General features: G+C 66.7%; 24 protein-coding genes. 15 read left to right on the top strand and 9 right to left on the bottom strand.

Translation table 11 applies throughout. The annotated features are described in order from the left end of the window. Positions 1-88 precede the first annotated feature (88 nt). Positions 89-367 (top strand): cell division protein FtsB, encoded by a 279-nt coding sequence (ftsB, locus tag H610_RS0109975; protein WP_028239527.1) that lies wholly within the window; start codon positions 89-91, stop codon positions 365-367. Further along, on the top strand, positions 364-1,074 hold the full coding sequence (gene ispD, locus H610_RS0109970; protein ID WP_028239526.1) for a 2-C-methyl-D-erythritol 4-phosphate cytidylyltransferase: 711 nt from the start codon (positions 364-366) through the stop codon (positions 1,072-1,074). The genes ftsB and ispD overlap by 4 nt, the downstream gene beginning before the upstream one ends. A 7-nt stretch (positions 1,075-1,081) precedes the next feature. Here the strand turns inward: ispD and H610_RS0109965 are convergent, their stop codons facing one another. The 3 genes from H610_RS0109965 to H610_RS0109955 all read right to left on the bottom strand — a co-directional run bounded on the left by H610_RS0109965 (position 1,082) and on the right by H610_RS0109955 (position 3,800). Then, a complete protein-coding gene (locus H610_RS0109965) occupies positions 1,082-2,245 on the bottom strand; it encodes a baeRF3 domain-containing protein (RefSeq protein ID WP_028239525.1) in 1,164 nt (387 codons plus the stop codon). 56 nt (positions 2,246-2,301) lie between these two features. Further along, the gene (locus H610_RS0109960) at positions 2,302-2,613 is read right to left on the bottom strand and encodes an HPF/RaiA family ribosome-associated protein (protein WP_028239524.1); all 312 of its coding nucleotides are present in this window, start codon (positions 2,611-2,613) and stop codon (positions 2,302-2,304) included. 266 nt (positions 2,614-2,879) lie between these two features. Beyond that, positions 2,880-3,800 carry a LysR family transcriptional regulator gene (locus H610_RS0109955; protein ID WP_043238178.1) on the bottom strand — a complete coding sequence of 307 codons (921 nt, stop codon included), beginning with the start codon at positions 3,798-3,800 and terminating at the stop codon, positions 2,880-2,882. A gap of 100 nt (positions 3,801-3,900) precedes the next feature. On the opposite strand from H610_RS0109955, the gene H610_RS0109950 reads away from it, so the two are divergent. Together H610_RS0109950 and fghA are read left to right on the top strand one after the other, a co-directional pair. Then, a complete protein-coding gene (locus tag H610_RS0109950) occupies positions 3,901-5,013 on the top strand; it encodes an S-(hydroxymethyl)glutathione dehydrogenase/class III alcohol dehydrogenase (RefSeq protein WP_028239522.1) in 1,113 nt (370 codons plus the stop codon). Positions 5,014-5,099: 86 nt separating this feature from the next. Next, on the top strand, positions 5,100-5,945 hold the full coding sequence (gene fghA / locus H610_RS0109945; RefSeq protein WP_028239521.1) for an S-formylglutathione hydrolase: 846 nt from the start codon (positions 5,100-5,102) through the stop codon (positions 5,943-5,945). 694 nt (positions 5,946-6,639) lie between these two features. Here the strand turns inward: fghA and H610_RS0109940 are convergent. Together H610_RS0109940 and H610_RS0109935 are read right to left on the bottom strand one after the other, a co-directional pair. After that, positions 6,640-7,689, bottom strand: a complete 1,050-nt coding sequence (locus H610_RS0109940; RefSeq protein ID WP_028239520.1) for an alkene reductase — start codon at positions 7,687-7,689, stop codon at positions 6,640-6,642. A 32-nt stretch (positions 7,690-7,721) separates the two neighbouring features. Beyond that, entirely contained in the window at positions 7,722-8,033 is a 312-nt protein-coding gene (locus H610_RS0109935) for an ArsR/SmtB family transcription factor (protein ID WP_028239519.1), read from the bottom strand. A 161-nt stretch (positions 8,034-8,194) separates the two neighbouring features. Here H610_RS0109935 and ispF point away from each other — a divergent pair, with 161 nt between their 5' ends. From ispF to H610_RS25790, 8 genes are all read left to right on the top strand, one after another. Continuing rightward, on the top strand, positions 8,195-8,668 hold the full coding sequence (gene ispF / locus H610_RS0109930; RefSeq protein WP_028239518.1) for a 2-C-methyl-D-erythritol 2,4-cyclodiphosphate synthase: 474 nt from the start codon (positions 8,195-8,197) through the stop codon (positions 8,666-8,668). Beyond that, the gene (gene truD / locus H610_RS0109925) at positions 8,665-9,705 is read left to right on the top strand and encodes a tRNA pseudouridine(13) synthase TruD (protein ID WP_028239517.1); all 1,041 of its coding nucleotides are present in this window, start codon (positions 8,665-8,667) and stop codon (positions 9,703-9,705) included. The genes ispF and truD overlap by 4 nt, the downstream gene beginning before the upstream one ends. Then, complete coding sequence (gene surE, locus H610_RS0109920) at positions 9,705-10,454, top strand: 5'/3'-nucleotidase SurE (RefSeq protein ID WP_028239516.1); 750 nt, start codon at positions 9,705-9,707, stop codon at positions 10,452-10,454. The genes truD and surE overlap by 1 nt, the downstream gene beginning before the upstream one ends. After that, a complete protein-coding gene (locus H610_RS0109915) occupies positions 10,454-11,131 on the top strand; it encodes a protein-L-isoaspartate(D-aspartate) O-methyltransferase (protein ID WP_028239515.1) in 678 nt (225 codons plus the stop codon). Before surE ends, H610_RS0109915 begins: the two co-directional genes overlap by 1 nt. 19 nt (positions 11,132-11,150) lie before the next feature. Beyond that, positions 11,151-12,086, top strand: a complete 936-nt coding sequence (locus tag H610_RS0109910) for a DUF368 domain-containing protein (protein ID WP_028239514.1) — start codon at positions 11,151-11,153, stop codon at positions 12,084-12,086. Between the two features lie 24 nt (positions 12,087-12,110). Beyond that, the gene (locus tag H610_RS0109905; protein ID WP_028239513.1) at positions 12,111-12,959 is read left to right on the top strand and encodes a peptidoglycan DD-metalloendopeptidase family protein; all 849 of its coding nucleotides are present in this window, start codon (positions 12,111-12,113) and stop codon (positions 12,957-12,959) included. Positions 12,960-13,061: 102 nt separating this feature from the next. Next, positions 13,062-14,063 (top strand): RNA polymerase sigma factor RpoS, encoded by a 1,002-nt coding sequence (gene rpoS / locus H610_RS0109900; RefSeq protein ID WP_028239512.1) that lies wholly within the window; start codon positions 13,062-13,064, stop codon positions 14,061-14,063. 522 nt (positions 14,064-14,585) lie between these two features. Next, entirely contained in the window at positions 14,586-14,729 is a 144-nt protein-coding gene (locus H610_RS25790) for a hypothetical protein (RefSeq protein ID WP_169338855.1), read from the top strand. Between the two features lie 409 nt (positions 14,730-15,138). On the opposite strand, the gene H610_RS25695 is transcribed toward H610_RS25790, so the two are convergent. Next, complete coding sequence (locus tag H610_RS25695) at positions 15,139-15,576, bottom strand: NUDIX hydrolase (protein ID WP_161630463.1); 438 nt, start codon at positions 15,574-15,576, stop codon at positions 15,139-15,141. Then, on the bottom strand, positions 15,573-16,013 hold the full coding sequence (locus H610_RS25690) for a GNAT family N-acetyltransferase (protein ID WP_028239510.1): 441 nt from the start codon (positions 16,011-16,013) through the stop codon (positions 15,573-15,575). Before H610_RS25690 ends, H610_RS25695 begins: the two co-directional genes overlap by 4 nt. A 129-nt stretch (positions 16,014-16,142) precedes the next feature. On the opposite strand from H610_RS25690, the gene H610_RS0109880 reads away from it, so the two are divergent. The 3 genes from H610_RS0109880 to H610_RS0109870 all read left to right on the top strand — a co-directional run bounded on the left by H610_RS0109880 (position 16,143) and on the right by H610_RS0109870 (position 19,218). Further along, complete coding sequence (locus H610_RS0109880) at positions 16,143-18,086, top strand: sodium:solute symporter family protein (protein ID WP_028239509.1); 1,944 nt, start codon at positions 16,143-16,145, stop codon at positions 18,084-18,086. Positions 18,087-18,301: 215 nt separating this feature from the next. Further along, a complete protein-coding gene (locus H610_RS0109875) occupies positions 18,302-18,817 on the top strand; it encodes a hypothetical protein (protein WP_028239508.1) in 516 nt (171 codons plus the stop codon). Positions 18,818-19,011: 194 nt separating this feature from the next. After that, complete coding sequence (locus tag H610_RS0109870; RefSeq protein ID WP_028239507.1) at positions 19,012-19,218, top strand: DUF2795 domain-containing protein; 207 nt, start codon at positions 19,012-19,014, stop codon at positions 19,216-19,218. A gap of 311 nt (positions 19,219-19,529) precedes the next feature. Here H610_RS0109870 and H610_RS0109865 read toward each other — a convergent pair whose 3' ends face one another. Both H610_RS0109865 and H610_RS0109860 read right to left on the bottom strand, forming a co-directional pair. Further along, the gene (locus tag H610_RS0109865) at positions 19,530-20,321 is read right to left on the bottom strand and encodes an SIR2 family protein (RefSeq protein WP_028239506.1); all 792 of its coding nucleotides are present in this window, start codon (positions 20,319-20,321) and stop codon (positions 19,530-19,532) included. Then, on the bottom strand, positions 20,322-20,870 hold the full coding sequence (locus tag H610_RS0109860) for a non-canonical purine NTP pyrophosphatase (protein WP_028239505.1): 549 nt from the start codon (positions 20,868-20,870) through the stop codon (positions 20,322-20,324). Positions 20,871-20,951: the final 81 nt, after the last annotated feature.

Here is a 20,951-nt window from a genome sequence, read left to right as displayed (position 1 = left end):
TCGAGCAGCCCCTTGTTGCGAAGCCTCCGGGCGTACCTTCGTCTTGCGAGGGCGGCCGCATTCCATGCCGGCCCGTACCAGGTGTGCCATGCGTAGTCCCTACTGGCTGTTCGCGGTCCTGATCCTGCTGCTCGGCGGCCTGCAGTACCGGCTCTGGGTGGGCGAGGGGAGTCTCGCCCAGGTCACCGATCTGAAGCGGCAGATCGCCGAGCAGCGCAACGAGAACGAGCGCCTGCTGGACCGCAACCGGCTGATGGAAGCCGAGGTCATGGAGCTCAAGCAGGGCATGGAAACCGTAGAAGAACGCGCGCGTCACGAGCTGGGGATGGTCAAGGAGGGGGAAACCCTCTACCAGCTGACCGAATGAGCGACGTGCCGTTACCTCCCTTCTGGTGCGTGGTTCCGGCCGCCGGCATCGGCAGCCGAATGCGCGCCGACCGGCCAAAGCAATATCTGCAAGTGGCCGGGCGCAGCATCCTCGAACATACCCTCGAACGTCTTCTCCGGCACCCCGGTCTGCAGGGGCTGGTGGTCAGCCTGGCGGCGGACGACCCGTTCTGGCCGCAGCTCGCCTGTGCCGGCGATCCACGCATCACCCGTGCGCGCGGCGGCAGGGAGCGTGCCGATTCGGTGCTCGGAGCGCTGCAGACGCTGCTGCGCATGGGCGTGGACGAAGACGCCTGGGTGCTGGTGCACGACGCGGCGCGGCCCAACCTGGCGCGCGAGGACCTCGATCGGCTGCTGGGCGAATTGCAGCACGACCCGGTCGGTGGGCTGCTCGCCGCGCAGAGTCGCGACACGCTCAAGCAGGCCGACGCCGAAGGGCGGGTGGTGCAGACGCTGGACCGCGCCCGGATCTGGCAGGCCTACACCCCGCAGATGTTCCGCCTGGGCATGCTGCAGCGCGCGCTGTCGCAGGCACTGGCCGCCGCCCTGGCGGTGACCGACGAGGCCTCGGCAATGGAGTGGGCCGGCCACGCGCCGCGCCTGGTCGAAGGCCGCACGGACAACCTCAAGGTGACCCGTCCGGAAGATCTGGAGTGGTTGCAGCGGGCCTGGGCAGGCCCGCTGTAAAGGCGCGTCAGAAGCGATAAAGCGCCGCGACGCCGGTCTGGGTGGGCATGCGCTCCTTCGGCACCACAATTACCTCGCCGCCGTGTTCGAAGGTCCACACGGTCAGCTCGTCCAGCAGGTCGGGCGTGGTCGCCGACTGCTCGCTCACCGGCAGCGCCTTGCCCTCGCTGAGATCGGTCTGGCCGGGAATGCGCCGTTCCGCCTCGACCAGCAGGGTCGCGACCCGCCCTTCGACGATCGACTGACCGATCTCCTCGATCCGGTCGGTCGCCAGGCCCTGGCCGCGGGATTCGCCGTACTGGTCGATGATGCCCTCCAGGCGCTTGAGGTAGCGCGGCTCCATCACCGTCCAGCTGAGCTGGCGCAGTTCGTCCTTGCCCAGCAGCGAGTGGTCCTTGTCGATGCCTTCCGGGAGCAGGAAGTTGTTGTGGCTGAGCTTGCGGAACACGTGCTGGTGTTCCGGCAGCGCAGCCAGGATCAGTGGCAGGCCGGTGGGTTTGGAGTGGTGCTCGAGAATGGCGCGGTCGACTTCGCGGAAATAGCGCTCGCGGTCGCGCTCCATCTCGCCCGAGCGTCCCTCGCCGCCAGCTTCGGCGGTCATCGGGTCGCCGCGTTCGCTGGCGCGGCTGTAGCCCTGCGGGTGGCCGCTCTGGTCCTTCGCCGTCAGGTCGCTGCCCAGGGCCTGTTCGAGCGTGGCGGGCACGCCCTCGGCGAGCGGGATCTCGTCGATGCCGTCGCGGTTACCCTCGTACAGGCGCACCGAATCCATGGTCAGCGCCAGGATCTGGTAGCGGTCCGCCGACTGGGCGATGCGTAGCAGCGGCTTGACGTGCATGCGGTCGTTGGCCACGGCCAGCTCCGGCACCTTGCGCTGCAGCCGGAAGAACTTGAAGTAGCCCGGCGCGCCGAATACCGCCAAGCCGTCGCGGCTGGCGTTCCAGAAGTCGTTGTCGTCGACCAGGGCGAGGAAGGGCTCGAGCAGCTTGTCCGCATCGGGAAAGCCCTGTTTCCTCAGCGAATCCTCCAGCTGGCGTACCAGCTGCTTGTAGCGGATCGGGTCCTGTTCGCGCTCGGGGAAGCTGCGGTGCGTCGGCTGGTAGAGCGAGAGGCAGGGCTTCTGCCGAACCGCCAGCAATTGCTTGAGCGTGTCGCGGGTAAGAGTCGCGGGCATGGTACACCTCATGACGTAATGATCAGTGGCGCGGTCCCTCGTGAATGGCTGTCCGGTCAGCGGCGGAGCTTGCCGATGGTGTGCTCCAGCGCATGGGTCATCTTGGCGGCGGCGCCATCGACCGCCAGGTCGAGCGATTCGGCCTTGTGCGTCACCGACAGGGCCTCGTGGTGCTTCATCCGCGCCTCGATCTGGCAGCGCTTGTCCTGCGGCCCGGCCTTGCCGGCGTTCTCGTCGTTGATATGCACCTCGACCCGGGTCAGGAAATCGCCGAATCGCTCGAGTTCGCCCTCGACGGTGGCGCGGATGCTGTCTTCCAGGCCCTGGGTCACGTTAATGCTGTGATTGCTGTTCACTTGGATGTGCATGGGGGTCTCCTGAGTGGCGCAAGGCGCGGGGGCGAAAGGGGCTGACAGGCTGTGACAGCTGCGGCGCGGGACCCTGCCGCGTCGAAAACAGGCTCGGCCACGTGACGATCGGAACGTTCGTCCACGTCTGGGCTTTTTCGCTGTTCTCGTGCTTGCCTGGCCATCGCTCGCGACGTTCTCACGCAGCCTGTGAGGGCGCCCTTTGCAGTTACGACGGGCCGACTCGGGGAGGGTTCCGCGTATCCGCCCGCCGGTATTTCAGGGAGTTACAGCGAATCGGGCGGTGCCGTGTCCGGACGATACTCGGGGCGCGCGGCGAGCCCGTGCTTGAGCGCTTCGATCAGTTGGGCGACCTTCGCCGACAGCAGCCGGCGCCTCGGATAGACGGCCCAGACGGCGGTATTCGGCGGCTGGTTGGCCTCGAGCAGGGACACCAGCCGCCCTTGGCGCAACGGTTCGCGCACGTAGTAGTCGGGCAACTGGCTGATGCCGAAGCCGCGCAGAGTCGCGTCCAGCACCGCCTCGCCGCTGTTGCAGCGCCAGTTGCCGGTGGGCCTGACACCGTGCTCGCGGTTATCGAGCTGGAAGGTCCAGACGTCGCTGGTGCCGATCAGGCAATTGTGGTGCGCCAGCTCCGAAAGCGTATGCGGGCGTCCGTAGCGCGCCAGGTATTCCGGTGCGGCGCACAGGTGCATGGCGCGCGGCGCCAGCCGGGTCGCCACCAGGCTGGAGTCGGTCAGCCGGCCGAGGCGGATGGCCAGGTCGAAACCCTCGTGCACCAGGTCGAGCAGGCGGTTGGTGAGCTCGATCTCCACCCTCAGCTGCGGGTGCGCGGCCATGAAGTCGTTCACCAGCGGGACGATGAAGCGCTCGCCGTAGGCCACCGCGGCGGTCATGCGCAGCAGCCCGGTGGGCGCGCTGTTCAGGTCGCTGACGGCCTGGAAGGCCTGGTCGCGCTCCTCGATCAGCCGCTGGCAGCGCACGTAGAAGGCCTGCCCCGCCTCGGTCATCGAGACCCGCCGGGTGGTGCGGTAAAGCAACTGCGCCTGCAGCCGGTCCTCCAGGCGTGCGACCTGACGACTGACGTGCGAGGACGACACCCGCAGCCGGCCGGCCGCGCCGAGAAAGCTGCCGGTCTCGACCACGGCGACGAATTCGTCCAGCCCGTCCCAACGTTCGGAGCCCATGATTATCCCTGTGCAGCAACAATGAATTACCGAGCCGTGGATTATCCCTTGCTGGCGCTGAATTACACTCGCTTTTTCGATCAACCCACGGAGCATCGTCATGATCAAATCGCGCGCCGCTGTCGCTTTCGGCCCCAACCAGCCGCTGCAAGTCGTCGAAGTGGATGTCGAGCCGCCCAAGGCCGGCGAAGTGCTGGTGCGCATCGTCGCCACCGGCGTCTGCCACACCGATGCCTACACGCTGTCGGGCCAGGATTCCGAGGGGGTTTTTCCCTGCATCCTCGGCCACGAGGGCGGCGGCATCGTCGAGGCGGTGGGCGAGGGCGTCACCTCGGTGGCGGTGGGCGATCACGTGATCCCGCTGTACACGGCCGAATGCCGCCAGTGCAAATTCTGCAAGTCCGGCAAGACCAACCTGTGCAGCTCGGTGCGCGCCACCCAGGGCAAGGGCCTGATGCCGGACGGCACCACCCGTTTCTCCTACAACGGCGAGCCGGTCTACCACTACATGGGCACCTCGACCTTCTCCGAATACACCGTGCTGCCCGAGGTGTCGGTGGCCAAGATTCCGAAGGAGGCGCCGCTGGAGAAGGTCTGCCTGCTCGGCTGCGGGGTGACCACCGGCATCGGCGCGGTGCTCAACACGGCCAAGGTTGAGGAGGGCGCCACCGTCGCCATCTTCGGGCTCGGCGGCATCGGCCTGGCGGCCATCATCGGCGCCAAGATGGCCAAGGCCAGCCGCATCATCGCGGTCGACATCAACCCGTCGAAGTTCGCCATTGCCGAGGAGCTGGGCGCGACCGATTTCGTGAATCCGAAGGACCACGACAAGCCGATCCAGGAGGTCATCGTCGAGATGACCGACGGCGGCGTGGACTACAGCTTCGAGTGCGTCGGCAACGTGCAGTTGATGCGTGCCGCGCTGGAGTGCTGCCACAAGGGCTGGGGTGAGTCGACCATCATCGGCGTGGCGCCGGCCGGCCAGGAAATCAGCACCCGGCCGTTCCAGCTGGTCACCGGGCGCGTCTGGCGCGGTTCGGCCTTCGGTGGCGTCAAGGGCCGCACCGAACTGCCGGGCTATGTGGAAAAGGCGCAGAAGGGCGACATTCCGCTGGACACCTTCATCACCCACAACATGGGGCTGGAGGATATCAACCAGGCGTTCGACCTGATGCACGAAGGCAAGAGCATCCGGACCGTCATTCATTTTTGACGGCTTCAGGCGGCAGGCTTCAGGCTGCAGGCGAAACGCGCTTTTGCCTGTAGCCTGCGGCTTGCAGCCTGCGGCCAGGAGCTTTTATGACCCTCGAAAATATCTCCTGCCAGAAAAGCTTCGGCGGCTGGCACAAGCGCTATCGCCACCGCTCGACCTCGCTCAACTGCGACATGGTGTTCGCCGTCTACCTGCCGCCGCAGGCCGAGCAGGGCGCCCGGCTGCCGGTGCTCTACTGGCTCTCGGGCCTGACCTGCACGGACGAGAACTTCATGCAGAAGGCCGGTGCGTTCCGCGCCGCGGCGGAGCTGGGCCTGATCATCGTCGCGCCGGACACCAGCCCGCGCGGCGAGGGCGTGCCGGACGATCCGGAAGGCGCCTGGGATTTCGGCCTCGGCGCCGGCTTCTACCTCAACGCGACCCAGGAGCCCTGGGCCCGGCACTACCGCATGTACGACTACGTGGTGCAGGAACTGCCGGCGCTGATCGAGGCGAACTTCCCGGTGTCCGACCGCCGCGGCATCGCCGGGCATTCCATGGGCGGGCATGGCGCGCTGGTCTGCGCGCTGCGCAACCCCGGGCGCTACCGGTCGGTGTCGGCCTTCGCCCCCATCACCCATCCCATGGAGTGCCCCTGGGGCGAGAAGGCGTTCAGCCGCTACCTGGGCGAGGACCGCTCGAAGTGGCGGGAATGGGACGCCTGCGCGCTGATCGCCGATGCGCCCGAGCGGCTGCCGATCCTGGTCGACCAGGGCGATCGCGACGACTTCCTGGCCAACCAGCTCAAGCCCGAAGCGCTCGAGGCCGCGGCCCAGGCCGCGGGGCATCCGCTGGTCCTGCGCATGCAGCCCGGGTACGACCACAGCTACTTCTTCATCGCCAGCTTCATCGAGGATCACCTGCGGCATCACGCCGAGGCATTGAAGGCGTAGGGTGGATGACGGCGCAGCCTCATCCACGCGTGGGGCCTTGACCGCGAACGAGTCCCCACCGTCCATTCGCGGCCAAGGCCGCTCCCACAAGGGCCCGGGTTAGCGATGTCGCCGCGAGGGCGCGCCTCCCACAGGGCGCGGTGGCCGGCGCCTGCTTTTGTGGGAGGCCCGACCTCGGGGCGATGCTCTTCGTCGAAGCGTAGGGTGGATAACGGCGTAGCCTCATCCACGCGTGGGGGGCCTTGGGTTGGCCGGGGCGTTTATATGACGCACCGGACCCGCGTGGAAAACGCTGCGCGGTTTTCCACCCTACCTGTGCTTGTGCAGCTCCGCCCCCGGCCCTATGGGCGGTCTTGACCGCGAACGAGTCCCCACCGTCCATTCGCGGCCAAGGCCGCTCCCACAAGGGCCCGGGTTAGCGATGTCGCCGCGAGGGCGCGCCTCCCACAGGGCGCGGTGGCCGGCGCCTGCTTTTGTGGGAGGCCCGACCTCGGGGCGATGCTCTTCGTCGAAGCGTAGGGTGGATAACGGCGTAGCCTCATCCACGCGTGGGGGGCCTTGGGTTGGGCGGGGCGTTTATATGACGCACCGGACCCGCGTGGAAAACGCTGCGCGGTTTCCACCCTACGGTCGTGGCGGGATTCAAAAAAAGGCCCGACCAGTAGCCCGGTCGGGCCTTTCCGTCACCAGGAGCTCAAAGCGACGGATAATCGGTATAGCCCTCCGCGCCCTTGGCGTAGAAGAGCTCCGGACGCGGCTCGTTCAGCGGCGCGTCGCGGCGCAGGCGCTCGACCAGGTCCGGGTTGGCGATGAAGGGAATGCCGAACGCCACCGCGTCGGCCTTGCCGCTGGCCAGCCAGGCGTTGGCCTGGTCCTTGGTGAAGCGCTCGTTGGCGATGTAGACGCCGCCGAAGAGGCGCTTCAATTGCGGCCCGAGGCTGTCCTCGCCTTCCTTCTCGCGGGTGCAGATGAAGGCGATGCCGCGCCTGCCCAGTTCCCGGGCGACGTGGCCGAAGGTTTCCGTGCGGTTTGAATCGCCCATGTCGTGCGAATCGGCACGCGGTGCAAGGTGTACTCCGACACGCCCGGCGCCCCAGACGGAAATGGCGGCATCGGTCACTTCAAGGAGCAGGCGGGCGCGGTTTTCCAGCGAGCCACCGTAGGCATCGGTGCGTTTGTTGGTGCTGTCCTGCAGGAACTGGTCAAGCAGATAGCCGTTGGCGCCGTGGATCTCCACGCCGTCGAAACCGGCTTCCCTGGCGTTCTCCGCGCCCCGGCGGTAGGCCTCGACGATCGCCGGAATTTCATCGATCGCCAGCGCGCGCGGCGTTTCGTAGTCTTTCATCGGCCGAACCAGGCTGACGTGGCCGGCCGGCTTGATCGCGCTCGGGGCGACCGGCAGCTGGCCGTCGAGGTAGATCGGATCGGAGATGCGCCCGACGTGCCAGAGCTGCAGCACGATCTTGCCGCCGGCGGCATGCACCGCGTCGGTAACCTTCTTCCAGCCCTGCACCTGTTCGGCGGACCAGATGCCGGGCGTGTCCGGGTAGCCGACACCCATCGGCGTGACCGAGGTGGCTTCGCTGATGATCAGCCCGGCGCTGGCGCGCTGGCGGTAGTACTCGACCATCAGTTCGCCGGGGACGCGGCCCGGCTCGGCCCGGCAGCGGGTCAGCGGCGCCATGATGATGCGGTTGGACAGCGTCAGATCGCCGATCCGGATGGGGTCGAAAAGTGTGCTCATGCGTGTCGCTCCTTGGGGAATGATCGGATGCGTCAGCCCTGCTGCAGCTCGGTGGCCAGGCGCTGCACGAAGGCCCCTATGGCCGCTTCGTCGCGCTTGAAGAAGTGCCACTGCCCGACCTTGCGGCTGGTCACCAGGCCGGAGCGCTGCAGGGTGGCCAGATGCACCGAGACGGTCGACTGCGACAGTCCGCAGCGCTGCTCGATCTGGCCGGCGCAGACGCCGATTTCCAGCGGGTGCTCCTGCGTCGGGAACCAGCGGGCCGGCGCCTTCAACCAGCGCAAGATGTTCCGTCGGACCGGATGGGCCAGTGCTTTGAGAACGGGATCGAGGTCGTCGCTCATGATCGGTGTGGCTGCATCGAATGAGGACGAACTGTATATCGCCGGAAAACGATATGGGATCGATACGCTTGATAGTGACCATCGCTTCAGTCGATGGCGCGGCGCGCCCGCTGCGGTCCGCTCCTGTAGAATCCGCGCATTCTGACTGCAGGAAACAGGCGATGCGTATTGGTCACGGCTACGACGTCCACCGCTTCGGCGAGGGCAATTTCGTCACGCTCGGCGGGGTGCGGATTCCCCATCATCACGGGCTGGTCGCCCATTCCGACGGCGACGTGCTGCTGCATGCGCTGAGCGATGCGCTGCTCGGCGCCGCGGCGCTTGGCGACATCGGCCGGCACTTTCCGGACACCGATCCGCAGTTCGCCGGAGCGGACAGCCGCGTGCTGCTGCGCCAGGTGCTGGCGCGGGTGCAGGGCAAGGGCTGGAAGGTCGGCAACGTCGACGCCACCATCGTCGCCCAGGCGCCGAAGATGGCGCCGCACATCGAGACCATGCGCGCGCGCATCGCCGAGGACCTGGGCGTCGACCTCGACCAGGTGAACGTCAAGGCGACCACCACCGAACGACTGGGCTTCGTCGGACGCGAGGAGGGCATCGCGGTACATGCGGTCGCCCTGCTGGTCGCCCGATGACCGAGGCCGAACTGCTCGGGCCGACGGCCTGCGGCGAACCCCTGGGGCGCGCCACGCTGAAGGCGGTGGCCGAGGACTTCCAGGTCGACGAGGTGCTGGACATTCCCCTCTCGGGGGCCGGCGAGCACCTCTGGCTGTGGGTCGAGAAGCGCGAACTCAACACCGAGGAGGCCGCGCGCCGCCTGGCCCGCGCGGCGGGCGTGCCGCTGCGGGCGATCAGCTATGCCGGTCTCAAGGACCGCCAGGCGCTCACGCGGCAATGGTTCAGCCTGCACCTGCCGGGCAAGGCCGATCCCGACCTGGCGCGTGCGCAGGATGCGTCGCTCGCGGTGCTCCGACAGGTGCGTCACAGCCGCAAGCTGCAGCGCGGCGCGCATTCGGCCAACGGCTTCACCCTGCGGCTGACGGCACTGGAGGCGGATCACGCCGCCCTCGACGAGCGCCTGCGCCGAATCGCCGCGCACGGCGTGCCCAACTATTTCGGCCCGCAGCGCTTCGGCCACGACGGCGGCAACCTGCAGCAGGCCCGCGAATTCGCCGAGGCCAGGGTGCTGCCGGCGCAGCGCAACCTGCGCTCGCGCGCGCTGTCGGCGGCCCGCAGCCATCTGTTCAACCGGGTTCTCGCCGAGCGGGTGGCCGCCGGCACCTGGGACCGGGCGCAGGTCGGCGACCTGCTGTCCTTCACCACCAGCCGCAGTTTCTTCACCGCCGGCGAGGCCGAATGCGGCGACCCGCGCCTGGCCGCGCTCGACCTGCATCCCACCGGGCCGCTCTGGGGACGTGGCGAATCGCCTGCACAGGGCGCCAGCGGTGCTCTGGAGCGGGCCATCGCGGCCACCGAACCGGCCATCGCCGAGTGGCTGGCCGAGGCGGCACTGGAGCACGAACGGCGCATCCTCCGCCTCCCCATCGGGGGCTTGTCATGGCATTATCCGGCCCCTGACATTCTGCAACTGGAATTCGTCCTGCCGACCGGGTGCTTCGCTACCGCCGTGGTACGCGAACTGGTCAGCCTGGCAGGACAGACGGACATCTGATGCGTATTTTGATTGCCAACGACGACGGGGTGTATGCGCCCGGGCTCGCCGCGCTGCACGCCGCGCTGGCGGATTACGCCGAGTGCAGGGTCGTCGCACCGATCCAGGACATGAGCGGGGCCAGCAGTGCCCTGACCCTGGACCGGCCCTTGCACCCGGTCACCATGCCCAACGGCTTCATCGGCCTGAACGGCTCGCCCACCGATTGCGTGCACCTGGGCCTCAACGGCCTGCTCGAGGACGCGCCGGACATGGTGGTGGCGGGCATCAACCTCGGCGCCAACCTCGGCGACGACGTGCTCTATTCCGGTACGGTCGCGGCGGCCATCGAAGGCCGCTTCAGCGGCCGTCCGGCATTCGCCTTCTCGCTGGTCTCGCGTCTGCCGGACAACCTGCCGGCCGCCGCGCACATCGCCCGCAGGCTGGTGGAGGCGCACGAGGGCCTGGACGTGCCGCCGCGCACCGTGCTCAGCGTGAACATCCCGAACCTGCCGCTCGACCGCATCCGCGGTTTCCAGCTGACCCGCCTGGGCCATCGCCAGCGCGCCAAGCCCCCGGTCAGGCAGGCCAATCCGCGGGGCAAGGAGGGCTACTGGATCTCCGCGGCCGGCGACGTCGAGGACGGCGGGCCGGGTACCGATTTCCACGCGATCATGCAGGGCTACGTGTCGATCACGCCGCTGCAGCTCGATCGCACCTTCCGCGAGGCCTTTCACGGGCTGGAGCGCTGGCTGGAGGGCGTACTGTGATGCATCGCGATTACGAAGACCGGCTGCGCCACGGTACCGGCATGACCTCCCAGCGCACCCGCGACCGACTGATCCAGCGCCTCTACGAGGAAGGGCTGTCGAACCCGCACGTGCTCGAGGTGATCCGCCGCACGCCACGCCACCTGTTCGTCGACGAGGCGCTGGCGCACCGGGCCTACGAGGACACCGCGCTGCCCATCGGGCATAACCAGACCATCTCCCAGCCGTTCATGGTGGCGCGCATGAGCGAGCTGCTGCTGGCCGACGGGCCGCTGGACAAGGTGTTGGAGATCGGCACCGGCTCCGGCTACCAGACCGCGGTGCTCGCGCAACTGGTCGAGCGGGTGTTCTCGGTCGAGCGCATCCAGGCGCTGCAGGAGCGCGCCAAGGAACGTCTGGTCGAACTCAAATTGCGCAACGTGGTCTTTCGCTGGGGCGATGGCTGGGAGGGCTGGCCGGCCCTGGCACCGTACAACGGCATCATCGTCACCGCCGCGGCTGCGGACGTTCCGCAGGCGCTGCTCGATCAGCTCGCCCCCGGCGGGCGTCTGGTGATCCCGGTGGGTGTGGGCGAAGTCCAGCAACTCATGCTCATCGTGCGTGAGGAGAACGGCTTCTCCCGCCACCTGCTCGATACCGTCCGTTTCGTGCCGCTGCTCAATGGCCCCGTCATCTGATTGACCTTCGGAAGGATCCATGAAGAACGCGCTGTTGTTGTACGTGAAAGGCATGGCCATGGGCGCGGCAGACGTGGTCCCAGGCGTCTCGGGCGGCACCGTCGCCTTCATCACCGGTATCTACGACGAACTGCTCGGCGCCATCGCCGCGGTACCCAGGGCGGCCGGCCAACTGCTGCGCGGCCGCGTGAAGCAGGCCTGGGCGACGGCGAACGTCAGCTTCCTGCTGGTACTGTTCGCCGGCGTGTTCACCAGCATCTTCAGCCTCGCCAGGCTGATCACCTACCTGCTGGACCACCATCCCATCCCGGTCTGGTCGTTCTTCTTCGGGCTGATCCTGGTGTCGGTGCACCTGGTCGCGCGGGAAATCGAACACAGGTGCGCCTCCAGGCTGGTCAGCTTCCTGCTCGGGATCGCCTTCGCCTACTGGATCACGGTCGCTGCGCCCATGCAGTGGAGCGATGCGCCGGCCAGCCTGTTCCTCGCCGGGGCGATCGCCATCTGCGCGATGATCCTGCCGGGCATCTCGGGCAGCTTCATCCTCGTGCTGCTGGGCCTCTATCCGGTGATCCTCGGCGCGGTGAAGAGCCTCAACGGCGGCGTGCTCATCTATTTCGCCCTCGGCACGGTGATCGGCATCGTCAGCTTCGCGCGCCTGCTCGGCTGGCTGCTGCACCGCTGGCGCGACATCACGCTGGCGTTCCTCGCCGGGCTGATGCTGGGTTCGCTGAACAAGGTATGGCCGTGGAAGCAGACGCTGACCTGGCGTACCGATTCGCACGGCGAGCAGGTCCCTGTGCTGCAGGACAACCTGCTGCCGGCCACCTACGGCGCGCTCACCGGGCAGGACCCGCAGCTGCTGGTGGCGATCCTGCTGGCCCTGGCCGGCATCTGCCTGGTGCTGGGCCTGGAGTGGGTCGCCGGTCGGCGCCAGCCCGTGGTAGAAAGGGCCTGATGTGGTCGTGACAGGGAGTAGGCGTTGAGGCTTTCAGCCATCCGGCATCTGCGTGGCGTCGTGCTTGGTGGCCTGTTCGGGGCGGTGGGGCTGTCGTTGCTGGCCGGCTGTGCCAGCCCGCCGCGCGGCGGCGTGCAGGTGGTCGATCGCAATGCCCGCGAGCAGGTCGAGAGCGGCAGCTACACGGTGCGCCGTGGCGACACGCTGTCGTCCATCGCAAATCGCTTCGGCTGGGACTGGCGGGCCCTCGCCCGGCACAACGGCATCGCGCCGCCCTATGTGATCCATCCGGGGCAGCGCATTCACTTCGGCAATATCTCGCCGGCGCCGGCCGCGCCTCCCGCCGCCACGAGGCCGGCCGCGCCCACGCCGCCCAGCGTGGCGACCCGCCCGGTGCCGTCCGCGCCGCCGATCACGCCCGGCCCGACCACCACCACGCCTGCGCCCACGCCCGCGCCGCAGCCCTCGGGGCCGGTGACCATCAAGCCGGTCGTACGCTCGGCCAGTGGCTGGGCCTGGCCTGCCGACGGTCCGCTGATCGGCAAATTCTCGTCAAACGGGAGTTTGAATAAAGGCGTTGATATCGCCGGGGAATTGGGACAGCCTGTCCTGGCAGCGTCTGATGGGACCGTCGTGTACGCCGGTAGCGGCCTGCGAGGCTACGGCGAACTGGTCATTATCAAGCACAGCGAAACCTACGTGAGCGCCTACGGTCACAACCGGAGGCTGCTGGTACGGGAGGGCCAACAGGTCAAGGCCGGGCAACTCATTGCCGAGATGGGATCGACGGGTACCGACAGGGTGAAGCTGCATTTCGAGATTCGCCGACAGGGCAAGCCCGTGGATCCGCTGCAATATCTGCCCAAGCGCTGACGACCTGTACCGCCCGATCCCTCCAGCCATAGGCAAGGCTCGGGTGATGCTACGGACAGGTGCCCCCGAGCTGTGGTCGAACTCAGCACGGGACAACAATAAATGGCACTCAAAAACGAAGCGCCGGAGTTTGACGTAGTAGACGATGCAGTGCTCCTGATGGAACCGGACATCGGCTTCGACGGTATGGGCGATACCACCTTGGGGGCCTCCTCCGGCGCCCCGTCGAAATCCTCCAGCAAGCAGCAGCACAAATACATCGACTACAACCGGGCGCTTGATGCGACCCAGCTGTATCTCAACGAAATCGGTTTCTCCCCCCTCCTCACGCCCGAAGAGGAAGTGCATTTTGCGCGTCTGGCGCAGAAGGGCGAGGCGGCCGGCCGCAAGCGCATGATCGAGAGCAACCTGCGGCTGGTGGTGAAGATCGCCCGACGCTACGTCAACCGGGGGCTTTCGCTGCTGGACCTGATCGAGGAGGGCAACCTCGGCCTGATCCGCGCGGTGGAGAAGTTCGATCCGGAGCGCGGCTTCCGCTTCTCGACCTACGCCACCTGGTGGATCCGCCAGACCATCGAGCGGGCGATCATGAACCAGACCCGCACGATCCGCCTGCCGATCCATGTGGTGAAGGAACTGAACGTCTATCTGCGCGCAGCCCGCGAGCTCACCCAGAAGCTCGACCACGAACCCAGTGCCGAAGAGATCGCCAATCTGCTGGAGAAGCCGGTCGGAGAGGTCAAGCGCATGCTCGGCCTGAACGAGCGGGTCACCTCGGTGGACATCTCGCTGGGGCCTGATTCGGACAAGACCCTGCTCGACACCCTCACCGACGACCGGCCGAGCGATCCCTGCGACCTGCTGCTCGACGACGACCTGTCGCAGAGCATCGACCAGTGGCTTTCGGACCTCACCGAGAAGCAGCGCGACGTAGTCATCCGCCGCTTCGGCCTGCGGGGGCACGAGAGCTGCACGCTGGAAGAGGTGGGGCAGGAGATCGGCCTGACCCGCGAGCGGGTCCGGCAGATCCAGGTCGAGGCGCTCAAGCGTCTTCGCGAGATATTCGAACGCAACGGCCTCTCCAGCGAGGCGTTGTTCCAGTAGGCCATGGGCCGCGCCGTTCATCGGGCGGCCTAATTCCCTCCTTGCCGAACGACGGGCTGGCCGACCAGGTGGATGGCCCGCGCCGTCCCGGTCGGCCCGGCGCTCCCGCTTCTCCTCTCGGCATGTAAGCATTCTCGTACGCGCGCTGTACGCCAGCTAGGAATTCCCTCCGCTATGGCTCGCCATGCGCTCGGTTATCCATCGGTAAATGTTTGATTTTTATAGTACTTTCAAATTATCGCGGAGTGCTGTCGCCTGGCTATCAGGACCTTTTGCGAGTTGCCGTGGTCGTGCGGGCGATTAATATCGCACCTGTGTTCACGGACGGGCGCGGGCGGGCAGGAAGCCGGTCGGGGACCTCGCTGGAAAAGCGATTCGTCAGGATGACGAGCGGGAATTCATGGACGCATGGAGGAAGGGGCGGGTTAATCCCGCCCCTTTATTTTTTCTGGCACGCGTCAGGCAGAACCCTGCAGGCAGCGGACGGACTAACGTCAGACAGGTGCGTTCAGGAGAGTCGACATGGCCGAGCAGAAAGACAAGAACGGAGAATCCGGGGACAAGGCCGACGAGGTCGAACGTCCGGATCCCGAGTCCGAAGACGAGCGTCTGGATGAAGCGCTGGAGGAGACGTTTCCGGCCAGCGATCCGATTTCGCCGCCCTGATCGGGTGGTCACTGCCACGCTGCTCCACAAGAAGCGCGGTTAGCGATGTCGCCGCGAGGGCGCGCCTCCCACAAGGGGGCGCTGGGCAGCGCCTGCTTTTGTGGGAGGCCCGACCTCGGGGCGATGCTTTCTGTCGGAGCGTAGGGTGAATAACGGCGCAGCCTCATCCACGCTTCGGGCGGCCCATGCCTGAGTCGACCGGCCGTTGCCATGCCGCATGGTTCGCGTGGAGAACGCTGCGGTTTTCCACCCTACGGCTTTTGCTGACCCTCCCTGGGTGCGCCGAGGTTAAGCCCATCGCCCGCGGGTGGCGCCGCACGCACCACCTCGCAGCAAGCCAAAGGTGACACGGGACGTTCACGCGGGGGCTTGGTGCGGAACTTGTGGTCGCCGCGCGTACCGCGTAGGCTCAAATTCCCTCTCGATCCCGCCGGGCCGCCAACCGCTTTCTGAGCACCGGCAGCACCCGCCGCTCGAACAACGGCGCCAGCCGGATGCCCGCGGGCGCGGGTTCGTTGGTGTCGAGCCAGTACAGTTCCTCGAGTTCGGCCAGCGGCTGCACCGCCTGCGACAGCGGTGCCAGGAAGGCTTCGGCCCGGACCCAGTGCCCCGGCTCGTTGGCGGCAGGTGCCTCGAAGCGTCCGAGCGGCTCGACGTCGCGGTCCCCCAGGTGCACATCCAGCTCTTCTTCCAGTTCGCGGGCCAGCGTCTGGCGCGGCGATTCGCCCGGTTCGGCCTTGCCGCCCGGGAGCATGAAGGTCTGCGTGCCGCGCTTGCGCACGAGCAGCACGCGGCCCTGGGTGTCGAACAGGCAGGCGATTGCGAGGGTCAGGGTAGGCAGGGTCACGCGCGGGGCTCCCGGGCTGTGGGCGGCATGCCGGATCGGCACAGCGCCAGAAGGGGTTTCCGTTGTCGGTAGCGGGCTAGGCGCTCCGCCAGTTCGGGCGGCAATTGCATCGTCTCGGCGAACCCGGCATCGGCGTAGAAGGCCGCCAGCTCCGGCGCACAGAACAGCCACACCGGCTGCCGTGCCGAGTCGAGCGCGCAGCCCAGCAGGGCGCGGCCGACGCCCTGGCGACGCGCCGCCGGCGCTACCAGCAGTCCGGTCAGCCAGAGGCCTCCGGCCACCGGCCGCAGGTTGAGCCCGCCGACGATCTCGCCTCGCCGCGCCACCCAGCAGCAGCCGGGGCGGCCCGCGCGCATCGGGCTGCGATGGGCGCGGTAGAACTTGTCCAGCAATGGCTTCTGATCGTCCTCGAGCCGGGCGAAGGCTGGCCTGTTCATGCGCTCATGCCTGGTGGGGAGTATTCGGATGCATGGGTTTCCGGCGACCGACCGTTCGTCCAGTCGATGCATTTTTTCCTGGCCGGCCGGCTCTCAGGGTGAGAGCCCTCCAACAACAGGAAGAACAACATGTTGGACCTTCTGATCGTGGTGGCCTTCGTTATTTACGGCCTGGGCGCGGGTTTGAGGGCGCGCAGCAAGGCTTCCGAAAGTCTCCAGGAGTATTTTCTCGCGGGCAAGACCATCAAGGGATGGCGCGCCGGTTTCTCGATGGCGGCGACCCAGTTCGCCGCCGACACGCCGCTGCTGGTGACCGGCCTGGTGGCCACCGCCGGCGTGTTCGCGCTCTGGCGCCTGTGGATCTACGGGCTGGCCTTCCTGCTGATGGCCTTCGTGTTCGCCGCCGGCTGGCGTCGCGCCGGCGTGCTCACCGATGCCGAGCTGACGCGGGTGCGCTACAGCGGCAAGGGTGTGACGCCGCTGCGGCTGCTCAAGGCCATCTACTACGGCACGGTGATCAACTGCGTGGTGCTGGCGATGGTGCTGGTCGCGGCGATACGCATCGCCGAAGTCTTCCTGCCCTGGCACGACTGGCTGCCGGCGGGCCTCTACCAGCCGATCGTGAGCTTCGTCGCCAGCACCGGGCTGCAGCTCGGCGAAAGCATCACCGGGCTCGAGCCCGCGGTGCTGACGGCCAACAACCTGATCTCGATCCTGCTGATCCTGGCCTTCACGGCGATGTATTCGATCACCGGCGGCTTGCGTGCGGTCATCCAGACCGACGTGGTGCAGTTCAGCATCGCCATGATCGGCACCTTGCTCTACGCCTGGTTCGTGGTCGATGCGGCCGGCGGGCTGGGCGGCCTGACCGACCGCGTGGTCGAACTCTACGGTGCGGAACAGGCGGGCAAGATGCTGTCCTTCTCGCCGCCCAGCAGCGCCGGGGAGGCGCTGCTGCCGTTCCTGGTGATCATCGGGCTGCAGTGGTTCTTCCAGATGAACTCGGACGGTACCGGCTATCTGGCGCAGCGCAGCATGGCCTGCAGCAGCGACCGCGAGGCACGGATCGCCTGTATCGTCTTCACCTGGCTGCAGATCCTGCTGCGCAGCCTGATCTGGCTGGCCATCGCCATCGGGCTGCTGGTGCTCTATCCGTTCGCGGTCGGCGACATGGGCGGCGACGGCTTCGCCGCCGGTCGCGAAGCGCTGTTCGTGCAGGGCATCGAGGATCTGCTGCCGCCCGGCGTGCGTGGCCTGATGCTGGTCGGCCTGCTCGCCGCGCTGGCCTCGACGGTGGACACCCATCTCAACTGGGGCGCGTCCTACTGGAGCAACGACGTCTACGCCGGGGTGGTGGCGCCGCACGTGCTCAAGCGCCAGCCGCGCGATCGCGAGCTGGTGATCGTCGCCCGGCTGTCCAACGTGCTCATCCTGGTCATCGCCATGGCGGTGATGGCCAATCTTGGCTCGATCCAGACGGCCTGGTTCATTTCGCTGCTGTTCGGCGCGGGCATGGGCTCGGTATTGGTGCTGCGCTGGCTGTGGGAGCGCATCAACCTCTACTCGGAACTCACGGCCATGGCGGTGTCGCTGATCACCGCGCCCTTGCTGCTCTACTTCATGGGTGCCGACCCGGACGAGGAGTGGATTCGCCTCGGCATCATGGCGCTGGTGACCACCACGGCGGCGGTCCTGGTGACCTTCATCACCCCGGAGACCGACGATGCCACGCTCAGCCGCTTCTACCGCCGTGTCCGCCCGTTCGGCTTCTGGGGCCGCGCCGCCTCGCTCTGCGGCGTCAGCCCGGCGACCAGCCGCAACGCGCTGGGCACCCGCCTGGTGGCGGTGGTGACGACCGCCATTTCGCTCTACACGCTGCTGATCGGGATCGGGCGCCTGCTGTTCCCGCCGCCCGAAGGGGGCACGCTGCTCAGCTGGGTCTGCGTCGCGATCGGCGTCCTGCTGGTGCCGGTCTGGATGCGCATGCTGTTCCGGCGCGACTTCGACGGCGTTCCGGAAGACGAGTCTCTGCACGAGCATGAAAAGGCAGGACGACAGCCTTCGCGTATATGACCGAAGGCGACGCGCCGAAGAATCCGCTGCAAGTCATGCCGTTTCGCTTGTTGTTCGTCCGGACATTCGCAAGTTGTCGCCTGAGTGTCTGTCTGTTCAAAAAAGAGTGCCGTTCATGCCAGACGGCTGAACGGTACGGGAACTCTCTTGTCATTAATGCACGCAATACGTCCACGTATGCGCGTTCCTACCCATGAACAACAAGAGGCTGAGTCATGAACAGACTTTTCAAAACCTCCTTACTTGTCGCGGCAATGTTTCCCTTTGCAGCTTTCGCGACACCGCAGGCGGGTGACCAGGAAGTGACTCTCGGCGGTGCGGGAAGCAGCGACAAGGACTTCAACGATACGGTGTTTTCCGTCCAGGGCAGTTGGGGTAAATATCTGAGCGACTCTTCCCTATGGGGTATTCGTCAGACGGTGAACGCCCGGGATAGTGAAGGCGAGAGCGTGCAGTGGGACGGTTCGACCCGCGTGTTCTACGACTATCATTTCGGTACCGGCAACGCCCGTCCGTTCGTGGGGGTGAGCCTCGGCGGCTTGTACGGTGAGGAAGTGGACGAAACTTTCATGGGCGGTCCTGAGGTCGGCATCAAGTACTGGGTGCATGATCAGACCTTCATTACCGCGATGGCCGAATACCAGTTCCTGTTCAAGAGCGGTAGCGACGCGCGCGATCGTTATGACGACGGTGCGTTCTTCTACAGCGTCGGTGTCGGTTTCAACTTCTGAGTGAGACTGTTGGCGCCGAATCGCTTCGGCGCCAATTCCACCTTTTCCCGCCCCCCGTAATCCTCAACAGAATATATATAGCGCGCATTCATCGCCCCTCCGGCTGTTTCCTCGAACGCCTCATGACCCTGTCGAGTCTCAATTGAGCACGCCCGAATTCGAAGGGCCTATCAATCGACAGAGGAGACCGATTCATGACCAGAGGGCTCGGTGGCAAATCCCCGGCGAACGTCACTCACCATCTCAAAGGCATCGATTTTCCGGCCGGACGCGAGGATCTCGTCGAACACGCCAGGAAGAACGATGCCGACCAGGAAGTCCTGGATGTGCTCGAGCAGATGCCCGACGAGAAGTACGGCAGCATGGCTGCGGTGATGAAAGGGCTCGGTGAGGTCGAGTGACACCGAGAAGGCCCCGGACCCCGGGGCCTTCTTCGTTTCGGCACCTCGTGGGAGCGGGCTCTGCCCGTGATCCCTTGCCAGCATGATCCCCATCGCGTTGCGACCATTCGCGAGCTTGCTCGCTCCTACGGGAGGGGGAGCACCTGGCGTCGTGCAGGGGCGGTCGCAGGCAGAGCCTGCTCCTACGGGGCACCGGCTTTTCCCTTCTCCCCGCGGGAGAAGGTGGCCCGCAGGGCCGGATGAGGGCCGCTGCATCGAGCAGGCTCGTTCGCGGTCGAGACCACGTTCGGTGCGGGCAGGGCCGGCGCAATCTACCCCTCGACCAGGTCCTGCAGGAACTGCCTGAGCGCCAGGCCCGGGTCGTCGATCTCGGAGGAGAGCATGCGGATGCCCCACTGGCTGAGGATCTCCTCCTGCACCGGGTTGGGCTTGTGCGAGAACACGTAGGAGATGGGCCTGACGCCCAGGCTTTCGTGCTTGCTCCAGATCTTCGACAGCTTGTGGAACAGCAGGCGGATGTTGGTATCGGACAGGCTGTAGCCGATGAACAGCACCGCCTTGCTCAGGGTGTCGGCGCGCAGCTTGATGTCCAGCGGCGTCTCGAACTGCAGGCGCTCGTAATAACTCGTCTCGTCCAGCACGATCGAATCGTCGTCGTCGAAATCGCCGTGGAACTTGATGATCTGCCGCACGCCCTCGTGCGCCTTGGCCAGGTCGCTGGCGTTGGCGATCTTGATGTAGTCGGCGCCGTAGGCGTCGTGCGCGTACTCCAGCCAGCGGTCGTAGTTGGTGGTGTAGATGGAGGCGAAGCGGCCCTGCACGATCAGCCGGTGGATGTCCGACTGGCGAACGTCGATGTCCTTGTGCCACTCGCGGTCCATCCAGCTGCGCAGGCCGCCGATGTTGCCCTTCTTGATGCGGTAGTACTCGGCCAGCGCGAGGAAGTTGCCGTAGGTGTTGAACACCTCGGGGTCGTAGTCGAGCTGCAGGGCGATCTGGTCGATCAGCCGCCGCCAGGGCGGCAGCCCGATGTTCGCCGACACGCCGGAGCCGACGAAGAGGATCAGCCGGTTGCTGCGGTAGGCCTCCCGTAGCTTCTCCATTCAGGTGTTCCTCAGGTGTTCGACGAACGCCTCCAGCGCCCTGCGCCGCATCGACAGTTCGTTCTTCGTCTCGCCCAGTTCCGCCAGAGTGCGCTCCTGGCCGTCCGGTATGAACACGCTGTCCCACTCGAACGCCCGGTCGGAGGAGGGTTCGGCGGCAATCCGGCCTTCCAGCCGGCCCTCGAAGAAATGCCGCTTGCGCCCGTCGCAGTAGCCGATCAGCGTGCGGCCGATCGCGCGCGGGTCGTCCAGCTGGCCGATCAGGGCGGCAAAGCGCTCGGCTTGCAGCATGTCCCAGAAGCGTTGCGTCAGGCCGCCGGGGAATCCGTTCAGGCTGGGAATCTCCAGCCCGGTGTGCTCAACGAACACCGGCTTGCCGATCAGCCGGAAGGCGGCCAGCAGCTTGGTGCTCACCAGCAGCTGCATGTCGTCGCTCTGCAGTTCCTCGATCTCGACCGGATAGGGGAGCACGTCGAGGCCGAGCGCCGAGGCGATCTCGCAGACTTCGCGTATTTTTCGATCGTTGCTGGAAACGAACCTGATCTTCATGTCGCCGCCTGTCCGGGCCTTCAGTTAGGACGCGTGCGGCCGTGGACGGTTCGGGCTGCCGGTCGGGCGGCCGGGCCGGCG

Origin of the sequence: Stutzerimonas azotifigens DSM 17556, from assembly GCF_000425625.1 — a bacterium.
Taxonomy (GTDB): Bacteria; Pseudomonadota; Gammaproteobacteria; order Pseudomonadales; family Pseudomonadaceae; genus Stutzerimonas; species Stutzerimonas azotifigens.
The sequence above is the reverse complement of the archived record's forward strand: the minus strand, read 5'-3'. Positions and strand labels throughout refer to the sequence as shown.

Excerpts from the sequence above, each read along its gene's own strand:
- ftsB (WP_028239527.1), top strand. The coding sequence starts at position 89 with ATGCGTAGTCCCTACTGGCTGTTCGCGGTCCTGATCCTGCTGCTCGGC.
- ispD (WP_028239526.1), top strand. The coding sequence starts at position 364 with ATGAGCGACGTGCCGTTACCTCCCTTCTGGTGCGTGGTTCCGGCCGCC.
- H610_RS0109965 (WP_028239525.1), bottom strand. The coding sequence starts at position 2,245 with ATGCCCGCGACTCTTACCCGCGACACGCTCAAGCAATTGCTGGCGGTT.
- H610_RS0109960 (WP_028239524.1), bottom strand. The coding sequence starts at position 2,613 with ATGCACATCCAAGTGAACAGCAATCACAGCATTAACGTGACCCAGGGC.
- H610_RS0109955 (WP_043238178.1), bottom strand. The coding sequence starts at position 3,800 with ATGGGCTCCGAACGTTGGGACGGGCTGGACGAATTCGTCGCCGTGGTC.
- H610_RS0109950 (WP_028239522.1), top strand. The coding sequence starts at position 3,901 with ATGATCAAATCGCGCGCCGCTGTCGCTTTCGGCCCCAACCAGCCGCTG.
- fghA (WP_028239521.1), top strand. The coding sequence starts at position 5,100 with ATGACCCTCGAAAATATCTCCTGCCAGAAAAGCTTCGGCGGCTGGCAC.
- H610_RS0109940 (WP_028239520.1), bottom strand. The coding sequence starts at position 7,689 with ATGAGCACACTTTTCGACCCCATCCGGATCGGCGATCTGACGCTGTCC.
- H610_RS0109935 (WP_028239519.1), bottom strand. The coding sequence starts at position 8,033 with ATGAGCGACGACCTCGATCCCGTTCTCAAAGCACTGGCCCATCCGGTC.
- ispF (WP_028239518.1), top strand. The coding sequence starts at position 8,195 with ATGCGTATTGGTCACGGCTACGACGTCCACCGCTTCGGCGAGGGCAAT.
- truD (WP_028239517.1), top strand. The coding sequence starts at position 8,665 with ATGACCGAGGCCGAACTGCTCGGGCCGACGGCCTGCGGCGAACCCCTG.
- surE (WP_028239516.1), top strand. The coding sequence starts at position 9,705 with ATGCGTATTTTGATTGCCAACGACGACGGGGTGTATGCGCCCGGGCTC.
- H610_RS0109915 (WP_028239515.1), top strand. The coding sequence starts at position 10,454 with ATGCATCGCGATTACGAAGACCGGCTGCGCCACGGTACCGGCATGACC.
- H610_RS0109910 (WP_028239514.1), top strand. The coding sequence starts at position 11,151 with ATGAAGAACGCGCTGTTGTTGTACGTGAAAGGCATGGCCATGGGCGCG.
- rpoS (WP_028239512.1), top strand. The coding sequence starts at position 13,062 with ATGGCACTCAAAAACGAAGCGCCGGAGTTTGACGTAGTAGACGATGCA.
- H610_RS25790 (WP_169338855.1), top strand. The coding sequence starts at position 14,586 with ATGGCCGAGCAGAAAGACAAGAACGGAGAATCCGGGGACAAGGCCGAC.
- H610_RS25690 (WP_028239510.1), bottom strand. The coding sequence starts at position 16,013 with ATGAACAGGCCAGCCTTCGCCCGGCTCGAGGACGATCAGAAGCCATTG.
- H610_RS0109880 (WP_028239509.1), top strand. The coding sequence starts at position 16,143 with ATGTTGGACCTTCTGATCGTGGTGGCCTTCGTTATTTACGGCCTGGGC.
- H610_RS0109875 (WP_028239508.1), top strand. The coding sequence starts at position 18,302 with ATGAACAGACTTTTCAAAACCTCCTTACTTGTCGCGGCAATGTTTCCC.
- H610_RS0109870 (WP_028239507.1), top strand. The coding sequence starts at position 19,012 with ATGACCAGAGGGCTCGGTGGCAAATCCCCGGCGAACGTCACTCACCAT.
- H610_RS0109865 (WP_028239506.1), bottom strand. The coding sequence starts at position 20,321 with ATGGAGAAGCTACGGGAGGCCTACCGCAGCAACCGGCTGATCCTCTTC.
- H610_RS0109860 (WP_028239505.1), bottom strand. The coding sequence starts at position 20,870 with ATGAAGATCAGGTTCGTTTCCAGCAACGATCGAAAAATACGCGAAGTC.